27 protein-coding genes are annotated in these 26,484 nt (G+C 71.7%); 8 read left to right on the top strand and 19 right to left on the bottom strand.

The window, feature by feature from the left end; translation table 11 throughout:
- Positions 1 to 256: 256 nt before the first annotated feature.
- Genes KJP73_RS09725 through KJP73_RS09715 form a run of 3 tightly spaced genes read right to left on the bottom strand, consistent with a single transcriptional unit; the run spans position 257 to position 3,772 of the window.
- Complete coding sequence (locus KJP73_RS09725) at positions 257 to 1,240, bottom strand: ABC transporter substrate-binding protein (RefSeq protein WP_213282656.1); 984 nt, start codon at positions 1,238 to 1,240, stop codon at positions 257 to 259.
- A 40-nt stretch (positions 1,241 to 1,280) separates the two neighbouring features.
- Positions 1,281 to 3,047 carry an allophanate hydrolase gene (gene atzF, locus KJP73_RS09720; protein ID WP_213282655.1) on the bottom strand — a complete coding sequence of 589 codons (1,767 nt, stop codon included), beginning with the start codon at positions 3,045 to 3,047 and terminating at the stop codon, positions 1,281 to 1,283.
- Positions 3,044 to 3,772, bottom strand: coding sequence for a GntR family transcriptional regulator (locus KJP73_RS09715; RefSeq protein ID WP_213282654.1), 729 nt, complete (start codon positions 3,770 to 3,772; stop codon positions 3,044 to 3,046). The genes atzF and KJP73_RS09715 overlap by 4 nt, the downstream gene beginning before the upstream one ends.
- Before the next feature lie 636 nt (positions 3,773 to 4,408).
- On the opposite strand from KJP73_RS09715, the gene nrdH reads away from it, so the two are divergent.
- From nrdH to nrdF, 4 genes are all read left to right on the top strand, one after another.
- Complete coding sequence (gene nrdH, locus KJP73_RS09710; protein WP_213282653.1) at positions 4,409 to 4,654, top strand: glutaredoxin-like protein NrdH; 246 nt, start codon at positions 4,409 to 4,411, stop codon at positions 4,652 to 4,654.
- Between the two features lie 80 nt (positions 4,655 to 4,734).
- On the top strand, positions 4,735 to 5,151 hold the full coding sequence (gene nrdI / locus KJP73_RS09705; protein ID WP_213282652.1) for a class Ib ribonucleoside-diphosphate reductase assembly flavoprotein NrdI: 417 nt from the start codon (positions 4,735 to 4,737) through the stop codon (positions 5,149 to 5,151).
- 35 nt (positions 5,152 to 5,186) lie between these two features.
- Positions 5,187 to 7,292 (top strand): class 1b ribonucleoside-diphosphate reductase subunit alpha, encoded by a 2,106-nt coding sequence (gene nrdE / locus KJP73_RS09700; RefSeq protein WP_213282660.1) that lies wholly within the window; start codon positions 5,187 to 5,189, stop codon positions 7,290 to 7,292.
- 132 nt (positions 7,293 to 7,424) lie between these two features.
- Positions 7,425 to 8,399 carry a class 1b ribonucleoside-diphosphate reductase subunit beta gene (gene nrdF, locus KJP73_RS09695; protein ID WP_213282651.1) on the top strand — a complete coding sequence of 325 codons (975 nt, stop codon included), beginning with the start codon at positions 7,425 to 7,427 and terminating at the stop codon, positions 8,397 to 8,399.
- A 281-nt stretch (positions 8,400 to 8,680) separates the two neighbouring features.
- Here the strand turns inward: nrdF and KJP73_RS09690 are convergent, their stop codons facing one another.
- The 4 genes from KJP73_RS09690 to KJP73_RS09675 all read right to left on the bottom strand — a co-directional run bounded on the left by KJP73_RS09690 (position 8,681) and on the right by KJP73_RS09675 (position 12,253).
- Positions 8,681 to 9,322 (bottom strand): hypothetical protein, encoded by a 642-nt coding sequence (locus KJP73_RS09690; protein ID WP_213282650.1) that lies wholly within the window; start codon positions 9,320 to 9,322, stop codon positions 8,681 to 8,683.
- A gap of 515 nt (positions 9,323 to 9,837) precedes the next feature.
- Positions 9,838 to 10,017, bottom strand: a complete 180-nt coding sequence (locus KJP73_RS09685; RefSeq protein ID WP_213282649.1) for a hypothetical protein — start codon at positions 10,015 to 10,017, stop codon at positions 9,838 to 9,840.
- A gap of 341 nt (positions 10,018 to 10,358) precedes the next feature.
- Entirely contained in the window at positions 10,359 to 11,654 is a 1,296-nt protein-coding gene (locus KJP73_RS09680) for a nucleotide-binding domain-containing protein (RefSeq protein ID WP_213282648.1), read from the bottom strand.
- A 2-nt stretch (positions 11,655 to 11,656) separates the two neighbouring features.
- Positions 11,657 to 12,253 (bottom strand): SLATT domain-containing protein, encoded by a 597-nt coding sequence (locus KJP73_RS09675; protein ID WP_213282647.1) that lies wholly within the window; start codon positions 12,251 to 12,253, stop codon positions 11,657 to 11,659.
- Positions 12,254 to 12,442: 189 nt separating this feature from the next.
- Between KJP73_RS09675 and KJP73_RS09670 the strand changes: the two genes are divergently transcribed.
- Positions 12,443 to 12,979, top strand: coding sequence for a hypothetical protein (locus KJP73_RS09670; RefSeq protein ID WP_213282646.1), 537 nt, complete (start codon positions 12,443 to 12,445; stop codon positions 12,977 to 12,979).
- 13 nt (positions 12,980 to 12,992) lie between these two features.
- On the opposite strand, the gene KJP73_RS09665 is transcribed toward KJP73_RS09670, so the two are convergent.
- The 3 genes from KJP73_RS09665 to KJP73_RS09655 all read right to left on the bottom strand — a co-directional run bounded on the left by KJP73_RS09665 (position 12,993) and on the right by KJP73_RS09655 (position 15,893).
- A complete protein-coding gene (locus KJP73_RS09665) occupies positions 12,993 to 13,274 on the bottom strand; it encodes a hypothetical protein (protein ID WP_213282645.1) in 282 nt (93 codons plus the stop codon).
- A 424-nt stretch (positions 13,275 to 13,698) separates the two neighbouring features.
- Entirely contained in the window at positions 13,699 to 14,103 is a 405-nt protein-coding gene (locus KJP73_RS09660) for a hypothetical protein (RefSeq protein ID WP_213282644.1), read from the bottom strand.
- A 1,052-nt stretch (positions 14,104 to 15,155) separates the two neighbouring features.
- The gene (locus KJP73_RS09655; RefSeq protein WP_213282643.1) at positions 15,156 to 15,893 is read right to left on the bottom strand and encodes a YoaK family protein; all 738 of its coding nucleotides are present in this window, start codon (positions 15,891 to 15,893) and stop codon (positions 15,156 to 15,158) included.
- Positions 15,894 to 16,055: 162 nt separating this feature from the next.
- Here KJP73_RS09655 and KJP73_RS09650 point away from each other — a divergent pair, with 162 nt between their 5' ends.
- Positions 16,056 to 16,685 (top strand): Type 1 glutamine amidotransferase-like domain-containing protein, encoded by a 630-nt coding sequence (locus KJP73_RS09650; protein ID WP_213282642.1) that lies wholly within the window; start codon positions 16,056 to 16,058, stop codon positions 16,683 to 16,685.
- Between the two features lie 46 nt (positions 16,686 to 16,731).
- Here KJP73_RS09650 and KJP73_RS09645 read toward each other — a convergent pair whose 3' ends face one another.
- The 5 genes from KJP73_RS09645 to KJP73_RS09625 all read right to left on the bottom strand — a co-directional run bounded on the left by KJP73_RS09645 (position 16,732) and on the right by KJP73_RS09625 (position 21,173).
- Complete coding sequence (locus KJP73_RS09645; RefSeq protein ID WP_213282641.1) at positions 16,732 to 17,109, bottom strand: DUF2255 family protein; 378 nt, start codon at positions 17,107 to 17,109, stop codon at positions 16,732 to 16,734.
- Entirely contained in the window at positions 17,106 to 17,531 is a 426-nt protein-coding gene (locus KJP73_RS09640; RefSeq protein ID WP_213282640.1) for a (R)-mandelonitrile lyase, read from the bottom strand. Before KJP73_RS09640 ends, KJP73_RS09645 begins: the two co-directional genes overlap by 4 nt.
- Positions 17,532 to 17,563: 32 nt before the next feature.
- Positions 17,564 to 18,613, bottom strand: a complete 1,050-nt coding sequence (locus tag KJP73_RS09635; protein ID WP_213282639.1) for a zinc-binding dehydrogenase — start codon at positions 18,611 to 18,613, stop codon at positions 17,564 to 17,566.
- Between the two features lie 121 nt (positions 18,614 to 18,734).
- Positions 18,735 to 20,321 carry a Na+/H+ antiporter gene (locus tag KJP73_RS09630; RefSeq protein WP_213282638.1) on the bottom strand — a complete coding sequence of 529 codons (1,587 nt, stop codon included), beginning with the start codon at positions 20,319 to 20,321 and terminating at the stop codon, positions 18,735 to 18,737.
- A gap of 105 nt (positions 20,322 to 20,426) precedes the next feature.
- A complete protein-coding gene (locus tag KJP73_RS09625) occupies positions 20,427 to 21,173 on the bottom strand; it encodes an SRPBCC family protein (protein ID WP_213282637.1) in 747 nt (248 codons plus the stop codon).
- A 443-nt stretch (positions 21,174 to 21,616) separates the two neighbouring features.
- Here KJP73_RS09625 and KJP73_RS09620 point away from each other — a divergent pair, with 443 nt between their 5' ends.
- Positions 21,617 to 21,913 (top strand): DUF1540 domain-containing protein, encoded by a 297-nt coding sequence (locus KJP73_RS09620; protein WP_213282636.1) that lies wholly within the window; start codon positions 21,617 to 21,619, stop codon positions 21,911 to 21,913.
- Positions 21,914 to 22,056: 143 nt separating this feature from the next.
- Here the strand turns inward: KJP73_RS09620 and KJP73_RS09615 are convergent, their stop codons facing one another.
- The 3 genes from KJP73_RS09615 to upp form a co-directional block, all read right to left on the bottom strand.
- Positions 22,057 to 22,722, bottom strand: coding sequence for an SDR family oxidoreductase (locus tag KJP73_RS09615; RefSeq protein ID WP_213282635.1), 666 nt, complete (start codon positions 22,720 to 22,722; stop codon positions 22,057 to 22,059).
- A 253-nt stretch (positions 22,723 to 22,975) separates the two neighbouring features.
- Positions 22,976 to 23,383 (bottom strand): hypothetical protein, encoded by a 408-nt coding sequence (locus tag KJP73_RS09610; RefSeq protein ID WP_213282634.1) that lies wholly within the window; start codon positions 23,381 to 23,383, stop codon positions 22,976 to 22,978.
- 268 nt (positions 23,384 to 23,651) lie between these two features.
- Positions 23,652 to 24,287 carry a uracil phosphoribosyltransferase gene (gene upp / locus KJP73_RS09605; RefSeq protein WP_213282633.1) on the bottom strand — a complete coding sequence of 212 codons (636 nt, stop codon included), beginning with the start codon at positions 24,285 to 24,287 and terminating at the stop codon, positions 23,652 to 23,654.
- A 240-nt stretch (positions 24,288 to 24,527) separates the two neighbouring features.
- Between upp and KJP73_RS09600 the strand changes: the two genes are divergently transcribed.
- Complete coding sequence (locus tag KJP73_RS09600; RefSeq protein ID WP_433995165.1) at positions 24,528 to 24,995, top strand: nucleoside deaminase; 468 nt, start codon at positions 24,528 to 24,530, stop codon at positions 24,993 to 24,995.
- 102 nt (positions 24,996 to 25,097) lie between these two features.
- On the opposite strand, the gene KJP73_RS09595 is transcribed toward KJP73_RS09600, so the two are convergent.
- Positions 25,098 to 26,465: an ABC transporter substrate-binding protein gene (locus KJP73_RS09595; RefSeq protein ID WP_213282632.1), complete on the bottom strand. Its 1,368-nt coding sequence runs from the start codon at positions 26,463 to 26,465 to the stop codon at positions 25,098 to 25,100.
- Between the last annotated feature and the right edge of the window lie 19 nt (positions 26,466 to 26,484).

Below are 26,484 nucleotides of genomic sequence, written 5' to 3'. Positions count from 1 at the left end.
ATCACCATCAGCCGTGCTTCGCAGAGCGCGATGTGTACTAATGTTTGCTCCTGAGCGCGCGGCCCCCGGGGCAGATCTGGAAAGGCTTCAGCGGCAGCGTCAGCTGTGTATGCGGGACAGGGGTGCGGGGACGGGCGACCCCGGTGGCCACGGGGGCCTCGGTGCTGCTCATGTCTCTCCCTCGGGGGATCGGGGTGGTGCCGGTGGGTGGTGCCGGCTGGTGCCGGCCCCGCGGGTGGCGGGGCCGGCACCGCGGTCACGAGGTCGCGCCGGCCTCGGTGGCCTCGACGAAGGTGGTGTCCAGCAGCGCGGAGACGTCGACGTCGCCGTCGATCTGCTGGAGGGCCGCCATCTGCTCGACGAGCGCCGCGACCTGGCTCTCGTACTCGGCGTCGATCTCCCAGCGCGGCCAGATGTTCTGCACGGCGGTGTCGACGACCGCCTGGTCGATGCCGAACTCGGCGACCACGCCGTCGGCCCAGGCCTGCGGGTCCGCGGCCATCTGCTCGGTGGCGCGCACGTGGGTGTCGACCACCTGCTGCACCAGCTCCGGGTCCTCCTCGATCAGCGTGCCGGTCGTGTACAGGCCGATGTTCACGCGGCCGACCGGGGTGTCGTACGGCGAGGCGACCTCGACCGCGCCCGCCTGCAGCGCGGTCGACGGGCCGAGCTCAGCGCTCGCGAACGCGTCGATCCGGCCGGCGGCCAGCGCGCCGGCCATGTCGGAGAACGGCAGGTTCACCAGCTCCAGGTCGGTGTCCGCGTCCATCCCGGCGGCCTCGAGCGTGAGGCGCAGCAGGATCTCCTGGGACGAGCCCTGCGGGTACCCGACCGTCTGGCCGGCGAGCTGCTCGATGCCCTCCAGGCCCTCGCGGCCGATGATGCCGGAGCCCCCGTCGGCCGCCGCGGCGACCACGACGACGTCCTGCCCGGCGGCCGAGCCGGACACCGCCGACGGCACGCCCGCGACGCCGAAGTCGATGTTGCCGCTGACCACGGCGTTCTTGATGTCGGGCGAGGTGTCGAACTGGACGACCTCGAACTCGACGCCCTCCGGTGCGAGGTCCTGGTAGAGGAACGGGTGGTACAGGTGCGGCTGGCCCTTGAGGGTGCCGACGGTGACGACCGTCGTGCCGTCCTCGGCGGCCGTGGTGGCACCGGCGGAGTCGGGGCTGCACGCGGCGAGGCCGGCGACCAGCAGGACGGAGGAGGCGGTCGCGAGGCGACGGGAGAGGCGCACGGGGATCTCTTCTCTTCGGGGGTGCGGGAGCTCAGGGAGGTCAGGCGGGGACGAGGCCGGCGGCGAGCGCCGCCCGCCAGCCGCCGAGGTGGGTGACGTCGACGCCGTCGGCCACCGCGCCGGGCTGGCCGAGGAACCCGACGACGTCGCGCCCGTCCTCGGTCCGCAGGCGGCCGAGGCCGAGCGGTGCGCCGATGCTCAGCAGCAGCCGGCCCAGCGCGTGCGGGGTCAGCAGCCACTCCTCGCCGGCGAGCGCGCCGCCGGTGCCGGGGCGGACGGCGTGCACGAGGGGCTTGGCGGGGACGGTGGGCAGCGCGAGCATCCGGTAGTCCGGCGCCGTGCGGACCGGGCCGACCCACCGCGCGCCGAGCGCGACGAGCTCGTGGTGCAGCGGCTGCCCGCGCAGGTGGGCGCCGAACACCACGACCGGGACGCCGCCGGCCGCGTACGGCTCGGGTGCCGGGGCGTCGCGGTCGACGTCGCCGAGGAGCAGCGCGGCCAGGTCGATCGCGACCTGGTCGTCGAACGCCCGGGTGAGCACCGTGACGCCCGCCTCGCCGTGCGGCGTCGCACCGAGCGGCACCGCCACCCCGGCCATGTCGAACAGGTTGACGAAGTTGGTGAACACCCCGAGCCGCGCGTTCGTGGTCAGCGGGTCGGCCGCCACCTCGGCGAGCGTCGGGTGCTCCGGCGCGGTGGGCACGAGTAGCGCGTCGCACCCGTCGAGCTGCGCCTGCGCGGCGAGGCGGAGGTGCGCGACCTCCTCCCGCGCCGCGATGTACTCCGCGGCGGTCACCCGGCCGGCCGCGGCCGCGATGCTCGCCACCGACGGGTCCGCGCCGTCCGGGTGGTCGGCCAGGAACGCGCCGTACGAGGCGTAGCGCTCGGCGACGAGCCCGCCGCCGTAGAGCAGCTGCGCCGCCTGCAGGAACGGCGTGAGGTCGACGGTCCGGACCCGGGCGCCCGCCCGCTCCAGGCGCGCCACGGCGGCGTCGAACCGGTCCAGGACCTCCGGGTCGACCACGTCGAGGTCGGCCCGCCGGGGGACCGCCACGACGGGGGACGGCGGCGCCGCGAGCCGGACGTCGGCCGGCCAGGTCCGCGACGTGGGGTCCAGGGCGCTCGGCGCGGTCATCACGGCGAGGGTCCGCCGCGCCAGGTCCAGGTCGCCGGCGAGCACGGTGACGCAGTCGTAGGACGGGCACGCCGGGACGACGCCGTCCTTGGGCACGAGGCCGAGCGTCGGCTTGATGCCCACCACCCGGTTGAACGCGGCGGGCACCCGGCCGGACCCCGCGGTGTCGGTGCCGAGCGCGATGTCGGCGACGCCCAGCGCCACGGCCACCGCCGAGCCCGACGACGACCCGCCGGACACCCGGTCCGGGGCCACCGCGCTGGCCACCGCGCCGTACGGGCTGCGGCTGCCGGTCAGCCCCGTGGCGAGCTGGTCGAGGTTCGTCTTGCCGAGCAGCACCGCCCCGGCGTCGCGCAGCAGGTCGACGACGGTCGCCGACCGCGCCGGCACCACCTGGCGGGCCGGGTGCGCGGCGGTGGTCGGCAGGCCGGCCACGTCGATGTTGTCCTTGACGGCCAGCACGAGGCCCGCGAGCGGCAGGTCCTCGCCCGCGGCGACCCGGGCGTCGACCGCCCGGGCGTCCGCCTCGACGTGCGCCCGGGGGCGGACCAGGGTCCACACGTCCGGCCGGGCTGCCGCGTCCAGGGCGGCGAACGCCCGGTCGACGCGCGCCGTGGCGGTGGTGCCGGTGCCGCCGGTGCCCGTGGTGGGGGTGCTCGTCACGGTGGTCATCGCTGCTCCTCGCTCGCCCGCATCCGGGTCACCGCCAGGGCGGCGGCGGCGCGCTCCATGACGACCTCCCGGGACGCGCCGACGTGGGCGCGCAGGGCCTCGAGGGCCTGGGGCAGCCGGTCACGGACGACCAGCTCGGCGATGCCGATGTGCTCCGCGATCGTGGCCGCCATCCGGTCCTCGGTCAGGTAGTCGTACATCCGCACGGACCGGATCCGGCGGTTGACCTGGTCCAGCGCGTGGGTCAGCGCCGGGTTGCCGGAGGTGTCCAGCAGCGTGGCGTGGAACCGCTCGTCCTGGGCGACGAACCCGGCGTCGGGGGCGGGGCGGTCGTCGCGGAACGCGTGCCAGCGGTCCAGCTCGGCCTCGAGCCGCGCCCGGTCGTGGTGCACCGTCGGGTCCTCCAGGGCCCGGGTGAGCCCGCGCAGCTCGAGGGTGATGCGCAGCTCGTACAGGTCCGTCAGCTCGTGGAAGCTGGGGACGTACAGGTGCAGGCCGCTGTCCCGCTTCACGACGATGCCGTCGGCCTGCAGCCGGGCCAGCGCCTCGCGGACGGGGGTGCGGGACACGCCGTGCCGCTCGGCCAGGCGCTCCTCGGTGAGCCGCTCGAACGGCGACACCCGCCCGCTCATCAGCTCGGCGCGGATGGTCAGGTAGACCCGCTCGCGGCGGGAGACGACCGGCCCGGGCGGCGGGACCGCCCCGGGGACGACTTCTGTGCTCATGGATGTATACAGAACCGGGTACGTGTTTCGGCACGTCACGCCCTGTGTTGCGAGTGCGTGACAGGTTCGGGGCGGCCCGACAGCTGCTCTCCGCGCTCGCGCGCGCGAGGCCCGCACGTGCGGGCGAGGGGCGTTCGGGGGGGTTGCCGCTGGTTCGTCGCTGGTTCGCCGCCGGGTCGCCGCCGGCCTCGCGGGCGCCGCGACACGCCGACGCGGCACGACACGCCGCCGCTTCCGGAGCACGCCGCGTGGGACCTCGGTCACCCCCGCCGGGCGGGTGAATCGTCGTCCACATGTGCACCCACATGTGTGCGGATCTGGGGACGGCTGTGGACGACGACGCAGGTCTGCGGGCCCTCCGCACGCGGCCTGTGTGTCAGTGGTCGCCCGTAGCCTGTGGATGAAGTCGGACATCCGAGCGTTGTGCACAGCCTGTGGAGAACGACACGCGTGTAACACCAGCCCTTGTGGTCTCTTGCCGGACCCACCACTAGGTGTAGTGTTCTGACTCGCCGCTCGACGCGGGGCCCGGACCACCGGACGACCCGCTCGGACGGCCCGAGAACAGCATCAGCAGCAGTGCGGGGCGGGCGCGGGGCGCACGTACCAGCGAGTCCTTCAGACCGGGGAGACACGATGACCATCACCGTCTACAGCAAGCCGTCGTGCGTCCAGTGCAACGCGACCTACCGCGCGCTGGACAAGGCCGGCCTGCAGTACGAGGTCGTCGACATCACCGAGGACGCCGACGCGCGTGACTACGTCATGTCGCTCGGTCACCTGCAGGCCCCGGTCGTCGTGGCCGACGGCCACCACTGGTCCGGCTACCGCCCCGACCAGATCAAGGCGATCGCGGACCGCGCTGCGGTCACCGTCGCCTGACACGGCCGTCGCCGCCCGCTGACCCGGGCGGCCCGGTCGCACAGGTCCACGATCCAGCCGGGGCGAGGGGGGATCGAGCCGTGAGCTCCCTGGTCTACTTCTCCAGCGTCTCGGAGAACACCCGCCGGTTCGTCGACAAGCTGGACATCGACGCGACGCGGATCCCGCTCCGTCCCTCGGAGCCGTTCCTGCACGTGCGGGACCCCTATGTGCTGGTGGTCCCCACGTACGGCGGCGGCAACGAGGGCGGCGCGGTCCCGCGTCAGGTCGTGAAGTTCCTCAACGACAAGGCCAACCGTTCCCTGATCCGCGGCGTCATCGCGGCGGGGAACACCAACTTCGGTGCTGCGTACTGCATCGCCGGAGACATCATCGCGGCGAAGTGCCAGGTCCCGTACCTGTACGCCTTCGAGCTCATGGGAACGACCGAGGACGTCACGCGCGTCCGAGAGGGATGGGGACGATTTTGGCAGCGACACTCACAGATGCCGGCGTGACGGACGCGACCGAGGTCATCTCCATCACCCCGGACATGGACTACCACTCGCTCAACGCGATGCTGAACCTGTACGGGCGCGACGGCGAGATCCAGTTCGACAAGGACCGGGAGGCGGCGCGGCAGTACTTCCTGCAGCACGTCAACCAGAACACGGTCTTCTTCCACGACCTGGACGAGAAGTTCGACTACCTGGTCGAGCACAAGTACTACGAGCCCGAGGTCCTGGCGCAGTACGACCGCGCGTTCATCAAGCGGCTGTACCAGCACGCCTACTCGAAGAAGTTCCGGTTCCAGACCTTCCTCGGCGCGTTCAAGTACTACACCTCGTACACGCTGAAGACGTTCGACGGCAAGCGCTACCTCGAGCGGTTCGAGGACCGCGTCGCGATGGTGTCGCTCGCGCTGGCCGAGGGCGACGAGACGTTCGCCCTGCACCTGGTCGACGAGATCATCTCCGGCCGGTTCCAGCCCGCGACCCCGACGTTCCTCAACCTCGGCAAGGCGCAGCGCGGCGAGCCCGTGTCCTGCTTCCTGCTGCGCATCGAGGACAACATGGAGTCGATCGCCCGCGGCATCAACTCCGCCCTGCAGCTGTCGAAGCGCGGCGGCGGCGTCGCCCTGCTGCTCAGCAACATCCGCGAGCACGGCGCCCCGATCAAGCACATCGAGAACCAGAGCTCCGGCGTCATCCCCGTGATGAAGCTGCTCGAGGACTCCTTCTCGTACGCGAACCAGCTGGGTGCCCGCCAGGGCGCGGGTGCGGTGTACCTGCACGCGCACCACCCGGACATCATGCGGTTCCTCGACACCAAGCGGGAGAACGCGGACGAGAAGATCCGCATCAAGACCCTGTCGCTGGGCGTCGTCATCCCGGACATCACGTTCGAGCTCGCGAAGAACAACGAGGACATGTACCTGTTCTCGCCGTACGACGTCGAGCGCGTCTACGGCAAGCCCTTCGCCGACGTCAACGTGTCCGAGAAGTACCGCGAGATGGTCGACAACGGCCAGATCCGCAAGCAGAAGATCAAGGCCCGCGACTTCTTCCAGACGCTGGCCGAGCTGCAGTTCGAGTCGGGTTACCCGTACATCCTGTTCGAGGACACGGCCAACAAGGCGAACCCGATCAAGGGCAAGATCACCCACTCGAACCTGTGCTCCGAGATCCTGCAGGTCTCGACGCCGTCGACGTTCAACGAGGACCTGTCCTACGACCACGTCGGCCGCGACATCTCCTGCAACCTCGGCTCGATGAACATCGCCCTGGCGATGGACTCGCCGGACTTCGGCCAGTCGGTCGAGACCGCGATCCGCGCGCTGACGGCCGTCTCCGACCAGACCGACATCGAGTCGGTCCCGTCGGTGAAGCGGGCGAACCGCGGCGGCCACGCCATCGGCCTCGGGCAGATGAACCTGCACGGGTACCTGGCGCGGGAGCGGATCTTCTACGGGTCCGACGAGGGCCTGGACTTCACGAACATCTACTTCTACACGGTGGCGTACCACGCGATCCGGGCGTCGAACCTGCTCGCCAAGGAGCGCGGCCAGGCCTTCGCCGGCTTCGAGGACTCGAAGTACGCGACCGGGGAGTACTTCCAGAAGTACATCGAGCGGACCTGGGTCCCGAGGACCGCGCGGGTGGCCGAGCTGTTCGCGACGGCCGGCGTGCACATCCCCACGCAGGACGACTGGCGGGCGCTGGCGGAGTCGGTGCGCGAGCACGGCATCTACAACCAGAACCTGCAGGCCGTCCCGCCGACGGGCTCGATCTCGTACATCAACAACTCGACGTCGTCGATCCACCCGATCGCGTCGAAGATCGAGATCCGCAAGGAGGGCAAGCTCGGCCGCGTGTACTACCCGGCGCCGTTCATGACGAACGACAACCTGGAGTACTACCAGGACGCGTACGAGATCGGCTACGAGAAGATCATCGACACGTACGCCGAGGCCACCCAGCACGTGGACCAGGGCCTGTCGCTGACGCTGTTCTTCAAGGACACCGCCACCACGCGTGACATCAACAAGGCGCAGATCTACGCCTGGCGCAAGGGGATCAAGACGATCTACTACATCCGCCTACGGCAGATGGCGCTCGAGGGCACCGAGGTCGAGGGCTGCGTCTCCTGCATGCTCTGAGCCGATGACGCCGGCCGGGCCCTCGGGCCCGGCCGGCGCACCCGCGTCAGGGTGCACGATGGATGCAGTACCTCGCGGGCCCGCCCGCCGCCGCGGTGATCGCGGCCCGAGAAGACACGACATGGAGCAGTGATGGCCGAGAAGCTGAAGTTGGTCGACCGCGTGCAGGCGATCAACTGGAACCGGGTCGAGGACGAGAAGGACGTCGAGGTCTGGGACCGGCTGACGGGCAACTTCTGGCTGCCCGAGAAGGTGCCGGTGTCCAACGACATCCAGTCCTGGGCCACGCTGACGGACGCCGAGAAGCAGATGACCAGCCGGGTGTTCACCGGCCTGACGCTGCTCGACACCATCCAGGGCACCGTCGGCGCCGTGTCGCTGATCCCCGACGCGATCACCCCGCACGAGGAGGCCGTCTACACGAACATCGCGTTCATGGAGTCGGTGCACGCCAAGAGCTACTCCTCCATCTTCTCGACGCTCGTGTCCACCCGCGAGATCGACGAGGCGTTCCGCTGGTCGGAGGAGAACCCGAACCTGCAGCGCAAGGCCGAGATCGTCCTCGACTACTACCGGGGCGACGAGCCGCTGAAGCGCAAGGTCGCCTCGACCATGCTCGAGTCGTTCCTGTTCTACTCCGGCTTCTACGCGCCGATGTACTGGTCCAGCCGCGCCAAGCTCACCAACACGGCCGACCTGATCCGCCTGATCATCCGCGACGAGGCGGTGCACGGGTACTACATCGGCTACAAGTTCCAGAAGGGCCTGGAGAAGCTCACCGACGCCGAGCGCCAGGAGCTCAAGGACTACACGTTCGAGCTGCTCTTCGAGCTGTACGACAACGAGGTGGAGTACACCCAGGACCTCTACGACCCCCTGGGCCTCACCGAGGACGTCAAGAAGTTCCTGCGGTACAACGCCAACAAGGCGCTGATGAACCTGGGCTACGAGGCGCTGTTCCCGCGCGACGAGACGGACGTCAACCCCGCGATCCTCGCGGCGCTGTCCCCGAACGCCGACGAGAACCACGACTTCTTCTCGGGCTCCGGCTCCTCGTACGTCATCGGCAAGGCCGTGAACACCGAGGACGAGGACTGGGACTTCTGAGTCGCTGACCTGCACGGACGCCCCGTTGTCATTTGACAGCCGAGTTCAGAAGATGACAGCGAACGCTGGAGTTCCAGCGTTCGCTGTCATTGCTTGACGCGGCAACCAGCAGCACGCTCGGTCGGTCGGTGCCAGGCGGTCGTCCGGACTAGCGAATGCACGTCCCCGTTATGCCGCCCACAGGGATCGAGCCGGCCTCAGCACGTCCGGGAGGCCGACCGGCCTATGAACGAGCTCGACGTAGCGATCACATCGCTCGGGCGCCTCGTCGACTCTGCCGGTCAGTGGATCTCGGTTGCGTCGTCGTTCGCGGCGGAGCGGACCGCGTCGAGCATCGCCCGGTGGTGCTCGCGCCGCTCACGACGCGCGTGCTTGAACTCCTGGACGAGTTCCTCCAGGTTCCCGGGTGTCGCACGGGTCGTACGGATGTCGCCTAGCCGAATCGTGAGCTCGTCGGCGAGCTCTGTGCCATCAGGAGCCGCACCGGTCAGGGTCAGCTTCACGACCTCGGGTTGGTTGGCGACGCTGAGCAGCTCGCTTCCGATCCCGAGCGCCCAGGAAAGCACCCTGCCGGGCGGCAGGGAGGCGATGCCGGCAGCGGCAGCGTCCTGACCGGCTTCGCATGACATCGGGAAGGGACCTGGGACGATCGGCGGGCTCACGACCGCGCGCACGTTCCGCGCGGTGGTAGGCCCGCTGTTACCGACGTAAAGACAGATGACCGCCCGATGCTCCGTGTCCGGGCGGATGTCGGCCCACAGCATGGGCAGCCGCGCTTCCGCGACGGCTAGGCGCTGCAACTCGGTCTGAGCCTTCGCGGCATTCGCGGCGCGGATCGTGAAGGGCAAAGCCACCAGGGCGAACAACGCCGCGGCGACCGCGGCGATGGCAGCGGCCACTGCGGCAACCGTGTTGGGGTTCACGACCGCAACGTACCGCCGACGCCGGACATCGAGGTCATGTCCGAACGCGTGCATGGACCACCGCCGTACGGACGCCTCGCGCCCCGGACCAGCGTGGCCACGGCTCAGGAGCGGTCGAACTCCGGGCTCCTGACCCGAGCGTCGAACGCGTTCAGCAGCGCGTACAGACGAGCCGTGGACTGTCACGGCGGCTTACAACCGGATCAACGGGCTGTTCGCCTCGCAGAACCCCTGGCTGCTGACGCCCAGTGCACGCGAGGACAGGGGCTTCGACGGGCGCGGCATGATTCCAGTGCGGGAACAAGAACACGACTGCAGGGCGCTCTGCTCGAGCGACATGCCACCGCTTGCGGTGCTGCACCGGTTCGAGACCGAATCGCGACACACCTCAGCCGAGTCCGGGACCCCCGAGTGCCTCGAACTGAGGCCCGTTCCGGTGCCGTTCGTACACCAAGGCGATTCGCGGAGCTCGCTCGGACGATCGACCGGGCGGCGCCACGCATCGCGGAGGTGGGTCAGGCGTGCAGGACGTGGCGGACCGCGGGTGCGACCACGTCGCCGAAGCGCTCGATGGATTCGCGGACCATCTGCCGCGGCATCCCGCCGAGGTCGACCTGCCCGAGGAACCGGTTGACGCCGAGCTCCGCGCTCAGATCCAGGATCTTCTCGGCGATCTCGCGCGGGCCCCCGACCATGAGTGCACCCCGACGTCGCGGTCGAGGCCCGATATCGGAGTCATCGAATCGCTCTCTGAGAGCCGCGGCACGGCCACCCGCAGGGTGTTGTCCCCGACCCAGCGCTTGCTCTCATCGGCGCGCTCGTTCACCTGCTTGCGTTCGGCCCGCCACAGGACTTGGCCAGGTTCGTCAACTTCAGCGGGAAGCGCACGCGCGCGTTCGTCGACCGGTCGGAGGCTTCCGCGCTGCGTCGCTTCTTCGAGAAGCGCGACCGTCGGTGGTTGCAGCGCGTCAGCCGGGGGGGAGGCTGGCTCAGCGGTCCGCGCCCTGACCGGCGGTGACGGGCCGCAGATGCCGGCTCAGTCCGCGGAGATCGGCACCCGGATGCTGTCGCGCGCCACCACCACGCCGTTCTTGATGATGTAGCACTCGACCAGGTGTTCGCCGCGGAACCGGGTGTGCTCCTGGCGCTCACGACCCGTGGTGGAGTGGATGACCTGCCCTCGGATCTCGTCGCGACGCTCGGCTTCGTCGCCGCGGTTCAGGACCTTCCACCGCACGTCGTACGTCTCGGGCGTGTCCGTGTGGACGACCGTGAACTTGAGCGTCTTCCTGGGCTGGAGAATTCGACGCGAGCGCAACAGTTCACGCAGGGACGTGGGCCGGAACCCGTCCTGAGTGACGGTGCAGTCGAGCGCCAGGTCGTACCGGATGTCGACGGGGAACAGGTCCTCGACGAACTCCTCGGTGTTCCTGAACCTCGGCGTTGAGGCGAGCAGCGCCTCCTCGACCGCGGCGACCTCCGGGACCGCTCTGCCGAACACGGCGCGCCACTTCTTGTTGGCGTTGGCGTTGCCGTCGGCTTCGATCGCCGTGACGGCGAGTGCGTGGGCCTTCTTCGCTCGGTGCTGGAACTTTTTCTTCACGCGGACTTGCTGGCCGCTGCCGAGGGCTGCGTAGAACGCGTGATCGGTCTCCTCGGACAGGTAGAGGAAGAAATCCCGGACCATCTCGCCGTACTGGTCCGACTTCGCGGTCCGGTACGTGTCGTGCTTCTGCATGAAGTTGTACGCGAGCGTGTCGATCAGCAGCCCGCCCATCGCGACGCCGTGCTTGTTCTTCCACGCCCGCGCGAACCTGGACAGCCGCCGCAGGTTGCCGTGGGTGAGGCTGTCCTCCCGGCTGGTCTCATCGATCTCGGCCCGGGGCTTGGTCGTCTTCCAGGAGTCGGACTGGGTGTCCGGGTACGCGAAGCTGCCGTCGTCGTTCGCGAACACCGGCTGGACCTCGAACATGAAGTTGGTGAACTGCACGACGACCACGAGGCTGTCGACTGTCACCGACGTCTTCGAGTACCGGGCGGCGATCGCGTCCCTGGTCCTCTTGAGCACCTTCGACGGGCCGCCGGGCTGCTGGTAGGTCGCGCGCTGCGACGCGGGCAGGATGTACAGCAGGTCCAGGTCGGAGATGCCGCGGATCGCCGTATGGCGTCCGTACGAGCCCACCATCATCTGGTTGCCGGTCGACCCGTCGAGGTCACGGAACTCGTGGTTGAGGACCTTGGTGATCTGGTCACGCCGGGCAGCGATGTCGGCTGCGTTGTCGACCTTCAGGTTGGCGAGGAGCCCCTCGAAGATGTCACTGGTCTGGGACACCGTCACCCCTCCCGGTGGGACCGCAGGGCTGGCGGGAGCAGTTCGTCGAGCTCGGCCTCGGAAAAGGTGAGCTCACCACCCTTCAGGGAATCCTGCGCGCGTCCGTACGCCGTCTCGGTGGTCCGCGGGGCGTCCTTGTACACGGCGCCGGCCTCCTCCTGAAGCTGATCCCGGCGTGCGCGGGCGTCCTCCACCGTGACGCAGCGAGCGAGCAGATCCACCAGCAGGGACATGTAGGACTCGCGCACGGCCCACAGCTTCGTGGCCGTCTCTCGGTGCTGTTGCATGTCCTCGCCGTACCGGAACGTCTTGTCGCCCAGGGTCGCAGCAGACACGACGACGGCGATGAACGACGTCGCCAGCGCCGCCCACTGCTCGTCGAGCACGAGGCCGAACAGCGACGCAAGGAACGCACCGGAACTCACCGCCGTGAGTGCCACCTTCCAGCGTCGCTGCGAACGATGCTTGTCTGCGTACATGTCGGCTTGCTTCTCATGCGTCTTGTGCGCGTAGGCGGTGCGCCCGTACGCCTCGCGGATCTGCGCGAGCAGCAGGTCGCGATCACCACTCTCCGGCGACGGGACTGCGACGGTGCTCATCGTCAGGCAGTTCCTCTCGTGCTGGCGCTTCAGCGGTCACGTGCCGGTGATCTGGTGCTGAGGGTAGAGGGCACCTCCGACACGACCGCGCCGGCGGGCGGGGATGAGCCGTGCTCGCGCGTAGAAAGAGGCTGGACGCGATCACGTCTCGATGGTCCACAGGATCCACCTCGTGCCGATAGGAACCGCGTGAACGCGAAGCGTTGGTTCCCGCCGGTCGCCGTGCTGGTCCTGTTCGTCGCACCTTGGACGCAGATCGCGCTCGAGCGCTTTCCCGCCTTCGTGATGCCGGGAGTGGTCATCTGGGCGGGTGTCTTCGCCGCGATGCTCTCGAACGGTGCTCTTCTGCGGACCGTGCGCAAGCTCGCCGCGGGGGCCGCGACGTTCCTGCTCGCGGTGCTTCTGCTTCAGGGGGACTACATCGCGGTAGCGATGACATTCCCCGAGCAGGGCGACGCGCTCATCCTCGACCGGATGGGAATCGTCGAAGGTGCGGGCACGATGATCGTCGTGGCGGCGGTCGCGTTCGGCGTGGCCGAGTACCGCGTCTGGAAGGTGGAGCTCGCGCCACGCCCCGTCGTCTCAGAGCGCGGCGCGCTGACGACCGTCAGCACCGACCCTGCCCAACGAGGCGGTGCGCGTCACAGTCGGCGCTGGCTGGCGACCCTCGCTGTCGGTGCGCTCGCCGTCGAGCTGGCGAGGCGCCGACGACGCGGCTCACGCTGACGCCGGGTGACGTTCACATGCCGGGACCGCAGTTCGCGAGCCGCACCGGGACGAAGTCCGAGGCGAACACCACGAGGAGCCCGGCCCTGTGCCCCCACCCGCCCGGACGCTCGTCCTGGACGTGCAGCACCAGGCAGCCCATGGCGAGCGCGCTCTCGACGGTTGCCGCGGTGACGTCGTACGCGTTCACCACGCGACGTCCACGGGTGGCCAGCAGCTGCTGGACGGGGATGTCCGACGCGCTCGTCGGTTCTATCGCACGCAGCGACTCGAACTCGGCGACCGACAGCACCAAACCGAACACCGTGCGCCACGCGCCTCCCGCGAGCACATGCTCGCCGACGCGGACGTCGTAGGCAGGTGAGCACCAGCTCGAAGGGGCGGGATTCGGGCTGAGAGATCTCCATGCCGCATATACGTGCGGGAATCCTGCGGCTCGCCCCAACGGCCTACGGACGGCTGCGTCCCGGGGTGGAGCCGGCGTCTGCAGCGCCTTGGGCCTCTGCGTCTCGTGCAGGGGTGATCACCGGAGCTGCAGCGCTTCGGATGTCAGTCTTCGCAGGTCTGCTCGCGCAGCCCTGAAACCGCGACGGCCATGACGCGCGATCGGGCGGGGTGATCTGGTCCGCCGAACGCGACGGGGTCTGGCTCCGTCGGTGTCTACGAGGTGGACCGAGCGGCGTTGTCTGGAGAGCGCGCTCTATGCGGTCGGTCCTGCACTACCGCTCGAACGCCCTCAAGAAGTCCTGCGCGAAGGTCATCCAGTCCTCCGCAGGGATGTCGTCGTCGACCATCGAGGCGATAGCGTCGGCGTCGAAATCGTCCTCCCACCGCGAGCGCGCGTAGATGCGGATGCTCGAACCTGCGCTGCGGTCCCAGAAGAGGTTCCAGACCTGCTTCTTCTCGTCTGCGTGGGTCATCACCCACACCGGGTCGGTGCCGTTGCGCAGGTCCGTCTGAACCTGCGGGAATCGGTGCGCGTGCGGCCACTGACGCCAGGCGTAGTCGAACGCCAGGTCGATGCGGAGCTTGTCGAACGGCAACTCGTCCAGGTCACACATGGCGAAGCCAAGGGCGATGCCCTCGGAGACGGCATTGCGCTGCTGCGCAGTGGTAGTGGGCACGGTGCTGAGCTTACGTCCGCCCGTATCCCTGGTGCCTGCGTCCGGCAGGACACCGAATCGTCGTGTGCTGGCCTCGCCTGTCATCTCCAGCGACCGAGTGTGCCCGCTCGGACTCTCTACCTGCGCCGACCGGGTGTCCGCCCACCACGGGCGCGTGTGGGAGACGGCCCCGAAGTCCGCGCTGTCCGATCTTCGCTGTCAGCCCTGAGGTGTCCGCGATGACAGCGCACTCCGCTGACCAGCGACATGGCTGGTCGACGATGCCGAGGAACGCTGTCAGACGACACCCCTCGAGCACGCTGCTCGGCGGGCGTCGCGCTGTGCGGACGAGGCGGGACGACCGGGTCAGTCCCCGACCTCGTCCCGCGCGGCGACCGCCGACGCCGCGGGCCGGGTGGACCCGGCGGTCCGGCGGGCGTGGTCTCGATCGCGGCGAGCACGACCGCTCGGTGTTCCCGCCCCTCGCTGCGTTCCGCTCGTCTACGCGCTCACTGCTCGACTGCCGCGCCGTGAGAGCCATACGGCCAACAGGGCGACGCTGGCGATCACACCGGCGACGGAGACGAGTGCCGCGGGCCAGACGATGGCTCCTGCAGTTCCGGAGTCCTGACCCACATCGCTGCGATCGAACGCGATCGAGAACGACACGGCGTACGAGATCACCGCCGCCACCGTCGCCGTCACTGCGACGATGAACCACCTCTTCAGATGACGTTCTGCCATTGTTGCCCCCGTTTCACCTGCGAACGTAGAGCAAGCCGCCGTTCGCGCGCGCCGGTTCGCGCGAGACCTTCACATCCGCGGCAGCAGCACCCAGGGTCTGCACCTCCTCGACACGCGTAGCGCTGCACGAGGGCATGGGACGGCGCTGGCTGCACTGACCCAGACCGTTGTTGACGTGACGAGAGACCTCCGGGTCGAGTCGGAGCTGTCGAGGAACCGACTCCGACCAACGGAGGCCTCTCATGTCTCACGCAAAACGCCCGGCTGACCCCTGCCCGCGCTGGACCGCGTCGAGTACGCCGACGTCGGGGCGAGGCGGCACGACCGGGTCAGTCCCCGACCTCGTCCCGCGCGGCGGCCGCCGGGGCCTCCGGGGTCGCCAGCTGCGCGGACCCGGCGGTGCGGCGGGTGTGCGTCTCGATCGCGGCGAGCACGACCGCCAGCACGACCGCCGGGAGCAGCGCGGCGCGGGTGCCGAGCGCGTCCGGCCCGCTGGCCAGCGCGCCGATCCCCGCACCCGCGGCGAACGACAGCACGATCGCACCGACCCGCCGCGCCACGAACCGCTGCGTCCGGTCGTAGCCGCTCAGCCACTCGTAGGACGCGCTGACCAGCGTGCGCAGGTTCCCGGTGGTCATCGTCGTGCTGTAGCTGGTGTCGCGCACCAGCCGGAACGTCGCGACTTGGAGGGCGGCGACGAACGCCACCGCCATCGTGCTCGCGGCCGTCGGCGCGGACCGGGGGAGGGCGGCGACGGCGACGAGGGTCGCGATCTCGGCCAGCAGCACGCCGCGGGTCGGGTCGTCGAGCACCCGCAGGTGCCGGTGCGCCGCGAGCCACTCGGCCACGACGAGCCCGGCGAGGAACGCGCCGATGATCGGCAGGTACCCCGCGGCCGCGGCCCAGTGCCGCTGCGCGGCGTCGATCGCGACGAACACCACGTTGCCCGTCTGCGCGTTCGCGAACACCCCGTCGTGCGCGACGTACGTGTAGGCGTCGAGGAACCCGCCGACCACGGCGAGTGCGGCCCCTGTGACGGGGTGCTCGGGACGGGTGCGGACCCTCACGGCGCGCACCGACCCTGCCGGGACGTGCGCGCGGTGGCCGACCACGAGGCTGCGTTCACCCCACCAGTGTCGTCCCCGTCCGGGGAGGCGCGCCGGGGCCCTGGTCCCGGGCGGCGCCGCGCCGGCGTGAGCGGCGAGGTGGGGGCGCGTACCGTCGCGACGGTGACCTCCGTGCTGCTGCTCTCGCTCGGCCTCGGCGCCGTGCCTCCGTTCCTCGCCGCCCACGCCGCGGCCGGCCGGCCCCTGACGATCGGCTACGTCCCCGACGCCGCCCGCACGGACCCGGAGGCCGGGTGGGCGGTCGCGGAGCGTGAGCGCGTCGCCGCGCTCGGCCACGCGGTCGTCGACGTGCGCCTGAGCGGGGCCGACGCCCGGACGGTGGCCGCGGCCCTCGACGGCGTCGACGTGCTCTACGTCGCGGGCGGGAACACGTTCGCCCTCCTTGACGCCCTGCGGACCTCCGGCGCCGACGAGGTGGTCGTGGAGCGGGTCCGAGGCGGCCTGCCGTACATCGGGCTGAGCGCGGGGTCGATCGTGGCCGGGCCGAGCGTCGAGCCCGCGTCCCTGATGGACGACCCCGCCGACGCCCCCGGCCTGACCGACCTGCGCGGGCTCGGGCTGACCGACGCGGTGGTCGTGCCGCACGCCGACGGGAAGCTGCCGCCGTACCCGCTGGAGCTGATCGGGCGGACGCTCGACCGGTACGGGTCCGACCACGAGCTGGTGCCGCTGCGCGACGACGAGGCGCTGCTGATCACGGGGCCGGGGTGGAAGGTCGTGGCCTCGGCCTGAGCGGCCGCCGGTCGGTTCCAGCGACCTCTGCTCGTGTCCTGCTCCGTCAGTCCCGGGGGACGACCCGCAGCGTCGCGCCGACGAGCGCCGGCCCGACGACGGACCCGACGATGCGCGGCCCGTAGCGGTCGTACTTGGCGTGGTACGCCGCGTCGAGCTGGGCGTGGACGTCGGGGTCCGGCTCCTCGAACCGGACGTCCGTCTCGACGCCGCCCGCGCGCACCCGCCCGGTGCCCGACGCCTTCGCGCGGCGGAACCAGCCGTTCTCCGGGCCGTAGGCGGACCGGATGTAGACGTCGTCGCCCGAGCGGACGGTCCAGATCGTCACGGCAGGCCGCAGGCTGCCGTCGGGGCGGTACGAGGCGACCTCGAGCTCGTCGGCGCGCCCGATCGCGTCGAGCTCCGGGGCGGTCCACGCGGTCACGAGCGCACCTCCGCCGGGGCCGAGTACTGCTCGTCGGTGACGGGCTCGCCCCACGTGGTCTCGGAGCCGTCGCGGGCCTCGGTGGTCTCCCACATGGCCAGGTGCTCCATGAAGGCGTCGGGCCCGGCGCCGTGCCAGTGCCACTCGCCGGGCGGGCACCACACGGTCTGGCCCGGCCGCAGCTCGAGCACACGGCCGTCGCGGGTGCCGACCCGGGCGGCGCCCTGGGTCACGTGCAGGGTCTGGCCCTCGGAGTGGACGTGCCAGTGCGTGCGGGCGCCCGGGCTGAACCGGACGGTGTTGACCCGCAGCCGCGACGGGGCGGGCGGGGCGGCGACGACGTCGAACCAGACGTCGCCGGTGAACCAGTCGGCGGGGGCGTGCACCGTCGGCTGCTCGGGGGAGGTGGGCTGGATCTGCATGGGGCTCGGACCTTCCGTGGGTGCCGGTGGTGTCAGGGACGGAGCATGACCTTGAGGGCCTCGCGGGCGTCCATCGCCCGGTAGGCGTCGGGGACCTCGTCGAGGGACACGTTGCGGTCGAACACCCTGCCCGGCTCGATCTCGCCGCTGAGCACCTGGGGGACGGCCGCCTCGATGTAGGCGCGCACCGGGGCGGGGCCGCCGGTCAGGGTGACGTTCTTGCCGAACAGGGAGCCGAAGCCGACGGGGGCGTCCTCGTACTGCGGGACGCCCACGCGGGAGATGACACCGCCCGGGCGGACGATCCCGTAGGCCTGCTCGTAGGCGGGCATGTGGCCGACGGCCTCGAGCACGACGTGCGCGCCCTCGCCGCCGGTCAGCTCCAGGACCTGCGCGATGCCCTCCTCGCCGCGCTCGGCGACCACGTCGGTGGCGCCGAACGCGCGGCCCAGGTCGGTGCGTGCGGTGTGCCGGCCCATCAGGACGATCCGCTCGGCGCCCCTCTGCCGCGCGGCGAGCACGGCGGACAGCCCGACCGCGCCGTCGCCGATCACCGCGACGGTCCTGCCCGGCTCCACCCGGCCCGTGTAGGCGGCGTGGTAGCCGGTCAGGTAGACGTCGGACAGCGTGAGCAGCGAGGCGAGCAGCTCCTCGCTCGCGGTCGCGGGGTCGACTCCGGGGACGACGACCAGGCTGCCGTCGGCCTGCGGGATCCGGGCCAGGTCGGCCTGCAGGCCGTTCGTCTCCGGGGTGGCGTAGAAGCCGCCGTGCACGCACGAGGTGTGGACCCCGTCCCGGCAGAACGTGCAGGTGTTGTCCGAGAACGCGAACGGGGCGATCACGAAGTCGCCCCGCTTCACCGAGGTGACGGCGGAGCCGGTCTCCTCGACGACGCCGATGAGCTCGTGACCCATCGACTGGCCCTGCTCGGCGGCGGGCATGGAGTGGTAGGGGTGCAGGTCCGAGCCGCACACGCACGCCCGGACGACCCGGACGATCGCATCGGTCGGCTGCTGGAGGACGGGGTCGGCGACCTGCTCGACCCGGACGTCACCGGCGCCGTACATGAACGTGGCACGCATGAAGAGGTGTCTCCCTGGGGTAGGTGAGGGTGCTCCCGGCGGGCAGCACTTCCATGGAAGACCCAACGGCATGCGGGCCGCGCGCGGGAGTCCCTGTGCAGCCAGGTACTGGCGTTACCCCTCACTCCTCGACGACATCCGCCCGGCTGAGCCGGAGCTCCTCGACGTCGAGGCGCGCCTGCACGGCTCGGAGCACGGAGTCGTCGATCTCCCGCTCGTCCCGCAGCCGCACGACCGCCTCGCGCTTGCGGGCGATCAGCGCCAGCCGCAGCTCGGCGTACTGGTGGCCGGCGCGCACCGCGTCGTCGTCGTCCGCCGTGCCCTGCGCGTCGACCACCCGCAGGTGCTCCTCGTACTCCGCCACCGTCCGCCGGACCACGGCCTCGTCCGTCCCCAGGCGGGCGGCGACCTCGCCGATCGACTCCAGGGCCTCGCGCGTGGACACCTGCTCGGCGAGGTGCCGCTCGTCCTCCGGGGCGGTGTCGGGGGCGAACGCGGCCCAGCGCACCACCCGGGGGAGCAGCACCCCCTGGACGACCAGGGACAGGGTCACGACGACCGCGGTGACGAACACGACGAGGTCCCGGGAGGGGAACGGCTGCCCCGACGCGATGGTGGTGGGGACGGCGAGCGCCGCGGCCAGCGACACGGCGCCGCGGAACCCGGCGACGGTGCTGACCACGCGGGAGCGGTCGCTCACGCGCCGCAGCCGCTGGGAGGGCCGGCGGTCGAGCACGCGGATCGTGTAGGCGGACGCGAACAGGAACACCAGGCGCACCGCGAGCACGGTGACCCACACCAGGACGGCGAGCACCACGGCGGGCCCGACCTCGTCGCCGGGGACGCTGCGGAGCACCGACTGCACCTCCAGGCCGACCAGGACGAACAGCGCCGCGTTGAGCAGGTAGGTGCCGAACGACCAGAACGACTCCGCGAGCCGGCGGGTCGCGGCGGGCACGAGCCGCGGGCCGACCCGGCTGAGCATGAGCCCGCTGACCACGACGGCGAGGACGCCCGAGGCCTCGACCGTCTCGGCGAGGAGGAACGCGGCGAACGGGGTCAGCAGGGTGACGACGTTCGCGAGCAGCACGTCGGCGAGCCGCGCGCGGAGCACGGTGGCGAGCCACGCGACCAGGACGCCGGCGAGGACCCCGCCGCCGTAGGACAGCACGAGCAGCCACGTGAGGTGCCCGGCGGTGAGCGACTCCTCGCCGACCGTCACCCCGACCGCGACGCCGTACAGGACGAGCGCGGTGCCGTCGTTGACCAGGCTCTCGGAGCGCAGGACCGCGACCGTCCGGCGCGGCAGCGCGCGGGACAGGGCGGCGACGGCGGTCGCGTCGGTCGGCGCGAGGGCCGCGCCGAGCACCCACGCGGGGCCCCATGCGACACCGAAGGCGTGGGCGACCGCGGCGACGGTGCCGGCGGTGAGCGCAACCAGCACGGTGCTGGTGAGGACGACACCGCGCAGGTTGAACCGGATCTCCCTGAGCGAGCTGGTCAGCGCCTCCCAGAACAGCAGCGCCGGGAGGAAGACGAGCAGCATCAGCTCGGGCGGCAGGTGGACCTGGCGCAGGGCGGGGGCGAACCCGAGGAGCACGCCGAGCAGGAGCAGGAGCACCGGGGCCGCGACCCGCAGGCGCTGCGCGAGTGCCCCGCCGAGCACGATCGTGGCGGCCAGCACGACGACCACCTGCAGAGCCTCCACGGCCCTCACCTCCGCCACGGGGTAGACGATGTCCGGCGCACACCCGGGCCGCACGCCTGCGTCGACGTGCGGCCCGGCTCGCCGTCATCCTCCCTGGCGACGTGCTCAGATGCGCGTGGCGGGGTCCGTCCCGTCGTCCGTGCCGAGACCGGTGCCGCCCGGGGCCACGTCCTCGACGACGACCGTCTCCTCCTCGACGACCACCGGCACGACGGGGTCGACCTCGGGGATCGTGCCGACCTCCACGGTGTCGTCCTTGCGGGTGGCGGCGGCTGCAGCGGCGCCTGCGGCCGCCAGCCCGACGCCCGCGGCGACCGCCTTGGCGGAGACACCGGCCTTGCCCTTGTCGCCCTGCGACGCGGCGGCGTGCTCGACGCCCGGCGTGCCGACGCCCGTGCCCTCGCCGACGGTCCCGCGCCACGCGCCGGTGGCGTAGCCCTCGTCCTCGATGAAGGCCTTGAACCGCTCGAGGTCCTTCTCCGCCTGGTTCTCGACGATGTTCAGCTTGTCGCCGACCTTCTCGACGAGGCCCTCGGGCTCGTACTCCAGGTGCAGGCGCACCGAGGTCTGGCCGCCGCCGACGTCTTCGAACGTCACGGCACCCGCGTTCGTCGCGCCCTCCGTGGCGGCCCACGCGACCTTCTGGTCGGGGACCTGCTCCAGGATCCGCGCCTCCCACTCACGCTTGACGCCGGCGATCTCGGCGACCCACTGCAGCCGGTCGTCGCCGAGCTGCGTCACCTTCTTCACGCCGCCCATGAACCGCGGGAAGTCCTCGAACTGGGTCCACTGGTTGTACGCCACGCTCACGGGCACGTTCACCAGCAGGGACTTCTCGACCGTCGTCGTCATGGCTTCTCCTCATCGAGTCCGGGCCGGCGGGAGCTGCTCCCCGCGTCGTCTCCCAGCATGCGCGCCGACGCGCCGGGGCGCCCGGGGAGCGCTGACGTCCCTCGCCGGTCCCGCGGGTGCGCGAGGTCGTCACGACGGCACGAGGTCGTCAGTCCTGCGGGACGACCTCGTGCACGTGTGACGACCTCGCCGGTGGTCGTCGCGGCGGGGGTCGCGGCGGGGGTGGCGCGGAATTGCGCGCGGTGCGCGTCCCGTAATTCATGGCGGCCCTCGGGAAAGGCGTCACGATCGCCCCGCGACGACTGAATTGTCGGCGCCACAGGGCCGTGACCTGCGCCGACGCAAGTGAGCCAGGCCTTCCTTTCTAGACGTCCGACGGAATGCCTCCTACCGTCGACGACAAGGTTCTGGACGCACGCCCCCCACCATCCCGGAGGTCCACGATGAGCACCCTCATGGAGCAGCCCCCCGTCTCCGAGTGTTCGGTCGACGGCTGCTCGTACAACCACGAGCACGCGTGCAGCGCCGCTGCCATCACGATCGGCGGCACCGGTGACGCCCAGTGCTTCACCTTCATCCCGCTGAGCATCAAGGGCGGCCTGGACCGGGTGGTGTCGCACGTCGGCGCCTGCCAGCGGACCGACTGCGCGCACAACGAGCACCTGACCTGCGGCGCCGACGCCGTGCGGATCGGTGCGGGCCACGACCTGGCCGACTGCCTGACGTACGCGCCCGCCTGAGCCGCCCGCCGCGCCGCGGGGAGCCCCCCAGCTCCTGCCACCGCGGCGCGCAGGCCAGGACGTGCGCCGGCCCCCGCCCCCTCGCCGGGTGCGGGGGCCGTGCCGTGCCCGCTCCGGGAACGGGGCGGCGGTGGCAGGCCCGGTCAGTCCTCCGGCTCGAGCGCGGCGGCGATCGCCGCGGCCACCGGGACGGCGCCCTCGGACAGCTCCAGGGTCAGCCCGGCGGTGCGGGGCTCGTCGAGCAGGGCGAGCAGCACCGCGGCGACGTCGTCGCGGGGCACCTTCCCGCGGGGGATCTCCGGGCCGAGGCGGACGTGGCCGGTGCCGGCGTCATCGGTGAGCCCGCCCGGTCGCAGGATCGTCCAGCTCAGGGCACGGCCGCGCAGGTCGTCCTCGGCGGCGGTCTTCGCGCGGAGGTACGCGGCGAACACCTCGTCGGTCCCGGCGGGCGGCTCGGCGCCGGCACCGACGGACGACACGAGCACGTACCGGCGGACGCCGGCATGCTCCGCGGCGTCCGCGAGGAGCGCCGCAGCCCCGCGGTCGACGGTGTCCTTGCGGTCGGCACCGCTGCCGGGCCCGGCGCCGGCGGCGAACACGACGGCGTCCGCGTCGCCGAGCTGCGCCGCGAGGGCGCCGGCGTCCGTGTCCTCCAGGTCGAGCAGCACGGCGGTCGCGCCGTCGGCCTCGACGTCGGCGACGTGGGCGGGGTTCCGCACGATCGCGACTGGCGTGTCACCGCGCTCCGCGAGCAGCCTGCTCAGACGTCGGGCGATCTGTCCGTGGCCTCCGGCGATGGCGATGCGCATCTCCCCACCGTAGGAGCGTGGGGCGGCGGGCGCACCCGGGTCCTCGGGCTCGCGGCCCTTCGGGCGGCTCGGGGGTGGCCGCCCGCCGGCGAGGGGGGCGCGACGGCGGGCGGCCTGCACGCCGGCGGGGTCGCGGTCAGGGGGATGCCGCGTCGACCGCCGGGTACCCCTCCACCCTAGGAGCGCCGCGCCACGCAGAGAGACGGATGAGTAGCACCACCCAGGCGACTAGGTGGTGGGTGCCTCCTGACCGCTACGCGCTCTCCGCGACGGGCGGCTCGTCCGCCGCGTCCGCGCGCACGGTCTCCAGGGGGCGCAGGGCACCGAGCCGCGACCGCAGGCTCTGCACCTCGTCCTGCGCGGCGGCGGTGCCCGGGACGACGGACAGCGCGGTGTACGTCTCCGCGGTCGGCAGCAGGTCCCGGGCGAGGTCCCGCAGCGCCTCCGCGACCTCGGCCAGGTCCGCGGCGTGCGCCGCGTCGAGGTCGGGGGAGTCGCCCTGCAGCCCGACGTAGAGGACGAAGCCGGCGCGGGCGGGCTGGGCCGGGCCGGGCGCAGGTGCGTGCCGCCGGGCGGCGGCGGCTGCGGGCGGTGCGGCGGGTGCGGGCGGTGCGGCGCGGCCGGCCGGTGCCGGACGTGCGGTGCTGCGGGTTCGTGCCACGGGATGCTCCGGGGGTGCGCGGGGACCGCGACGAGGCGGTCGGGCTGAGGTCGGGAGGACGGCGGGGCGTCAGGACCGACAGCGCGTGCGATGCGTCCCCGGGCGTACGCCGGCGGACGCCGGGGCGGCGTCGACGGGGTACGGGCGGGTGATCACGCGACGATCGTCGCAGGGGCCACCGCGGCGACCAAGGGCTTTGCGCGGCGGTCTCAGCGGCCGAGACCAGGGCGCCCTACGGGGCGCCGCGGCCCGGGTGGCCGGAGCCCGGTCAGACGACGCCGTAGAGGCGGTCGCCCGCGTCGCCGAGCCCCGGGATGATGTACGCGCGCTCGTCCAGGCGCTCGTCGACGGCGGCGACCACGACGGTGACGTCCATGCGGTCGCCGACGGCCTCCTCGACCACCTTCAGGCCCTCCGGCGCGGCGAGCAGGCACACGGCCGTCACGTCGCGGGCGCCGCGGGCGAACAGGTAGTCGATGGCCGCGACGAGCGTGCCGCCGGTGGCGAGCATCGGGTCGATGAGGAAGCACTGCCGGCCGGTGAGGTCCTCCGGCAGGCGGTTCGCGTAGGTGATCGCCTCGAGCGTCGTCTCGTCACGCTGCATGCCGAGGAAGCCGACCTCGGCGGTCGGCATCAGGCGGGTCATGCCGTCGAGCATCCCGAGGCCGGCGCGCAGGATCGGCACGACGAGCGGCAGGGGCTCGGCGATCTTCACGCCGGTGGTGCTGGCGACGGGGGTCTCGATGTCGACCGGCTCGGTGCGCACGTCGCGCGTGGCCTCGTACGCCAGCAGGGTCACGAGCTCGTCGACGAGCTTGCGGAACGTCGGGGAGGACGTCTCCTTGTTGCGGAGCACCGACAGCTTGTGGGCGACGAGCGGGTGGTCGGCAACGTGCAGGCGCATGGGCCCAACCTACCGTGCCCGTCGTGGCCCGGGTGGCACGCCCCGGAGGGCGCGGGCGCGGCGCACCCGGGAGGGCCGAACGTCCCGGGCGGGGGAGGCTGGCGCCCACCACGATGGGACCCGCACGGCGGTCGCGCCGGTTCCCCTGACTCGCGTGGCCGCTGTGCCTCCACCTCCGTCCTCCACCTCCGTCACCACCCCGCCCCCGCCGCGGTGCCTGCGGTGCGCGAGGATGGCGCCATGTTCGCGCGCCCCGACGACCTCACCGCCATGGGCCTGGCCCTCACCGAGGCGGCCGGGTGCGCCGCGACGCAGGACGTCCCGGTCGGTGCCGTGGTGCTGGGCCCCGACGGCGCGGTCGTCGGGGCCGGCCGGAACCGGCGGGAGGCGGACGCCGACCCGACGGCGCACGCCGAGGTGCTGGCCCTGCGCGCGGCGTCGGACGCGCTCGGGCGGTGGCGGCTGGACGACTGCACGCTCGTGGTGACCCTCGAGCCGTGCCTGATGTGCGCCGGTGCGACGGTGCTGGCGCGGGTGCCGCGGCTGGTGCTGGGCGCGTGGGACCCCAAGGCCGGGGCGTGCGGGTCCCAGTGGGACGTCGTGCGGGACTCGCGGCTGAACCACCGCGTCGAGGTGGTCGGCGGCGTGCGCGAGGAGGAGTGCGCCCGGGTGCTGCGCGAGTTCTTCGCGACGCACCGCGGCGCCTGACGCCACGGGCCCTCGTGCCGCCACCGTGCCGCCACCGCCCCGGACGCACCGAGGGGCCCCGCCGTCGCCGGCGGGGCCCCTCGGTCACGGCGTGCTCGGCGGTCAGCCGCCCGTGATGTTGTCGTACGCCCGCATGGCCGCGGTCTGGGCGTCGGCCAGGGCCTCCTCGGGCGTCTTGTCGCCGAGCAGCGCCGCGGTGATGGCGTTGTTCAGCTCGTTCTGGATGTCCTGGCCGGCGGGCGACGACCCGAAGGTCTGCCCGTAGTCCACGACGTCGTAGAAGGTCGAGATGACCTGGTCGAAGCCGGCGTCACCGGTCTCCGTGACGTACTGGTCGCGGATCGCCTGGTCGGCCTCCGGGGAGCCCGTGAAGAGGCCGGTGTTCAGGCCGCCCTCCTCGGAGATGGTGTTCGCGCGCGCCTCGCCGGCCGCCATCCAGGCGTCGTACGAGGTGAGGTTGAGCATCCAGGCGCACGCGGCGTCCTTGTTCTCCGCGCCGGCGGGGATGACGAACGCCGTGCCGGAGGCGACGGAGAACGGGTTGCCCTCCTGGTCGAGGAACGGCACCGCCTCGATCTGGAGCTGGCCGACGTAGGCGCCCAGGACGTTCGGGTACCACTGGGCGTTGACCTGCGCGCCGACCTGGTCCGCGACGTACTGGTTGTTGTCGCCGAAGGTGTCGAACGAGTCGGTGAAGCTCTTGACCTTGGCGAAGCCGCCCTGGGCGTCGGTGATCTGCTTGAGCAGCTCGATGCCGGCGACGTTCGACGGGTCGTCGAGGGTGGGGACGCCCTCCTCGTCGGTGAGCTGGCCGCCCTGCCCGAGGATCCACAGGCCGCCCTGCCCGGTGGCCTGCGGGTCGAAGCCGAGCGTCGTGGGGACGCCGCCGCTCTCCTTGTACATCTTCGAGATCGCGTCGACCAGCACGTCGGGCTGCGAGGTGTCGATCTGGTCGGGCGTGATCCCGGCCGCGTCCATGACCCGCTTGTTGACGATGATGGCCGGCGGCTGGAAGAACTGCGGCACGGCCCAGACCTGGTCTTCGTACCGGACGTCGTCCACGACGGATGGGTAGTACTGCTCGTCGGGGTCGACGTCGTGCGCCTCGTAGCAGGCGTCGAGCGGCAGGATCAGGTCCTGCGCGGCGTAGGTGGTGACGTAGCGGCGGTCCATCTGCACGACGTCCGGGACGTCGCCGCCGGCGATGCGGGTGGTGAACTTCTGGGAGTCGAACGCCGTGGCGTCGAGCTCGATGTCCACGTCCGACAGCTGCTCCGCGGCGTAGTCGAGGCGCGAGGTGCCCACGTCGTCGGCGTTCTCGAAGCCCCAGGCGTTGAGCGTGCCCGACGCCTCGGTGGAGAAGTCGGTCGGCTCGGCGGCGCCCTCCTCACCTCCGCCGGAGCTGCACGCGGCCAGCGCGAGCGCGGTGATCGGCAGCAGGGCGATCGCTGCGCGGCGACTCTTGGTCATGAACGTCTTCCCTTCCTCG

The organism is Cellulomonas hominis (assembly GCF_901521055.1).
GTDB lineage: Bacteria > Actinomycetota > Actinomycetes > Actinomycetales > Cellulomonadaceae > Cellulomonas > Cellulomonas endometrii.
This window is presented reverse-complemented; position numbering and strand designations above follow the sequence as displayed.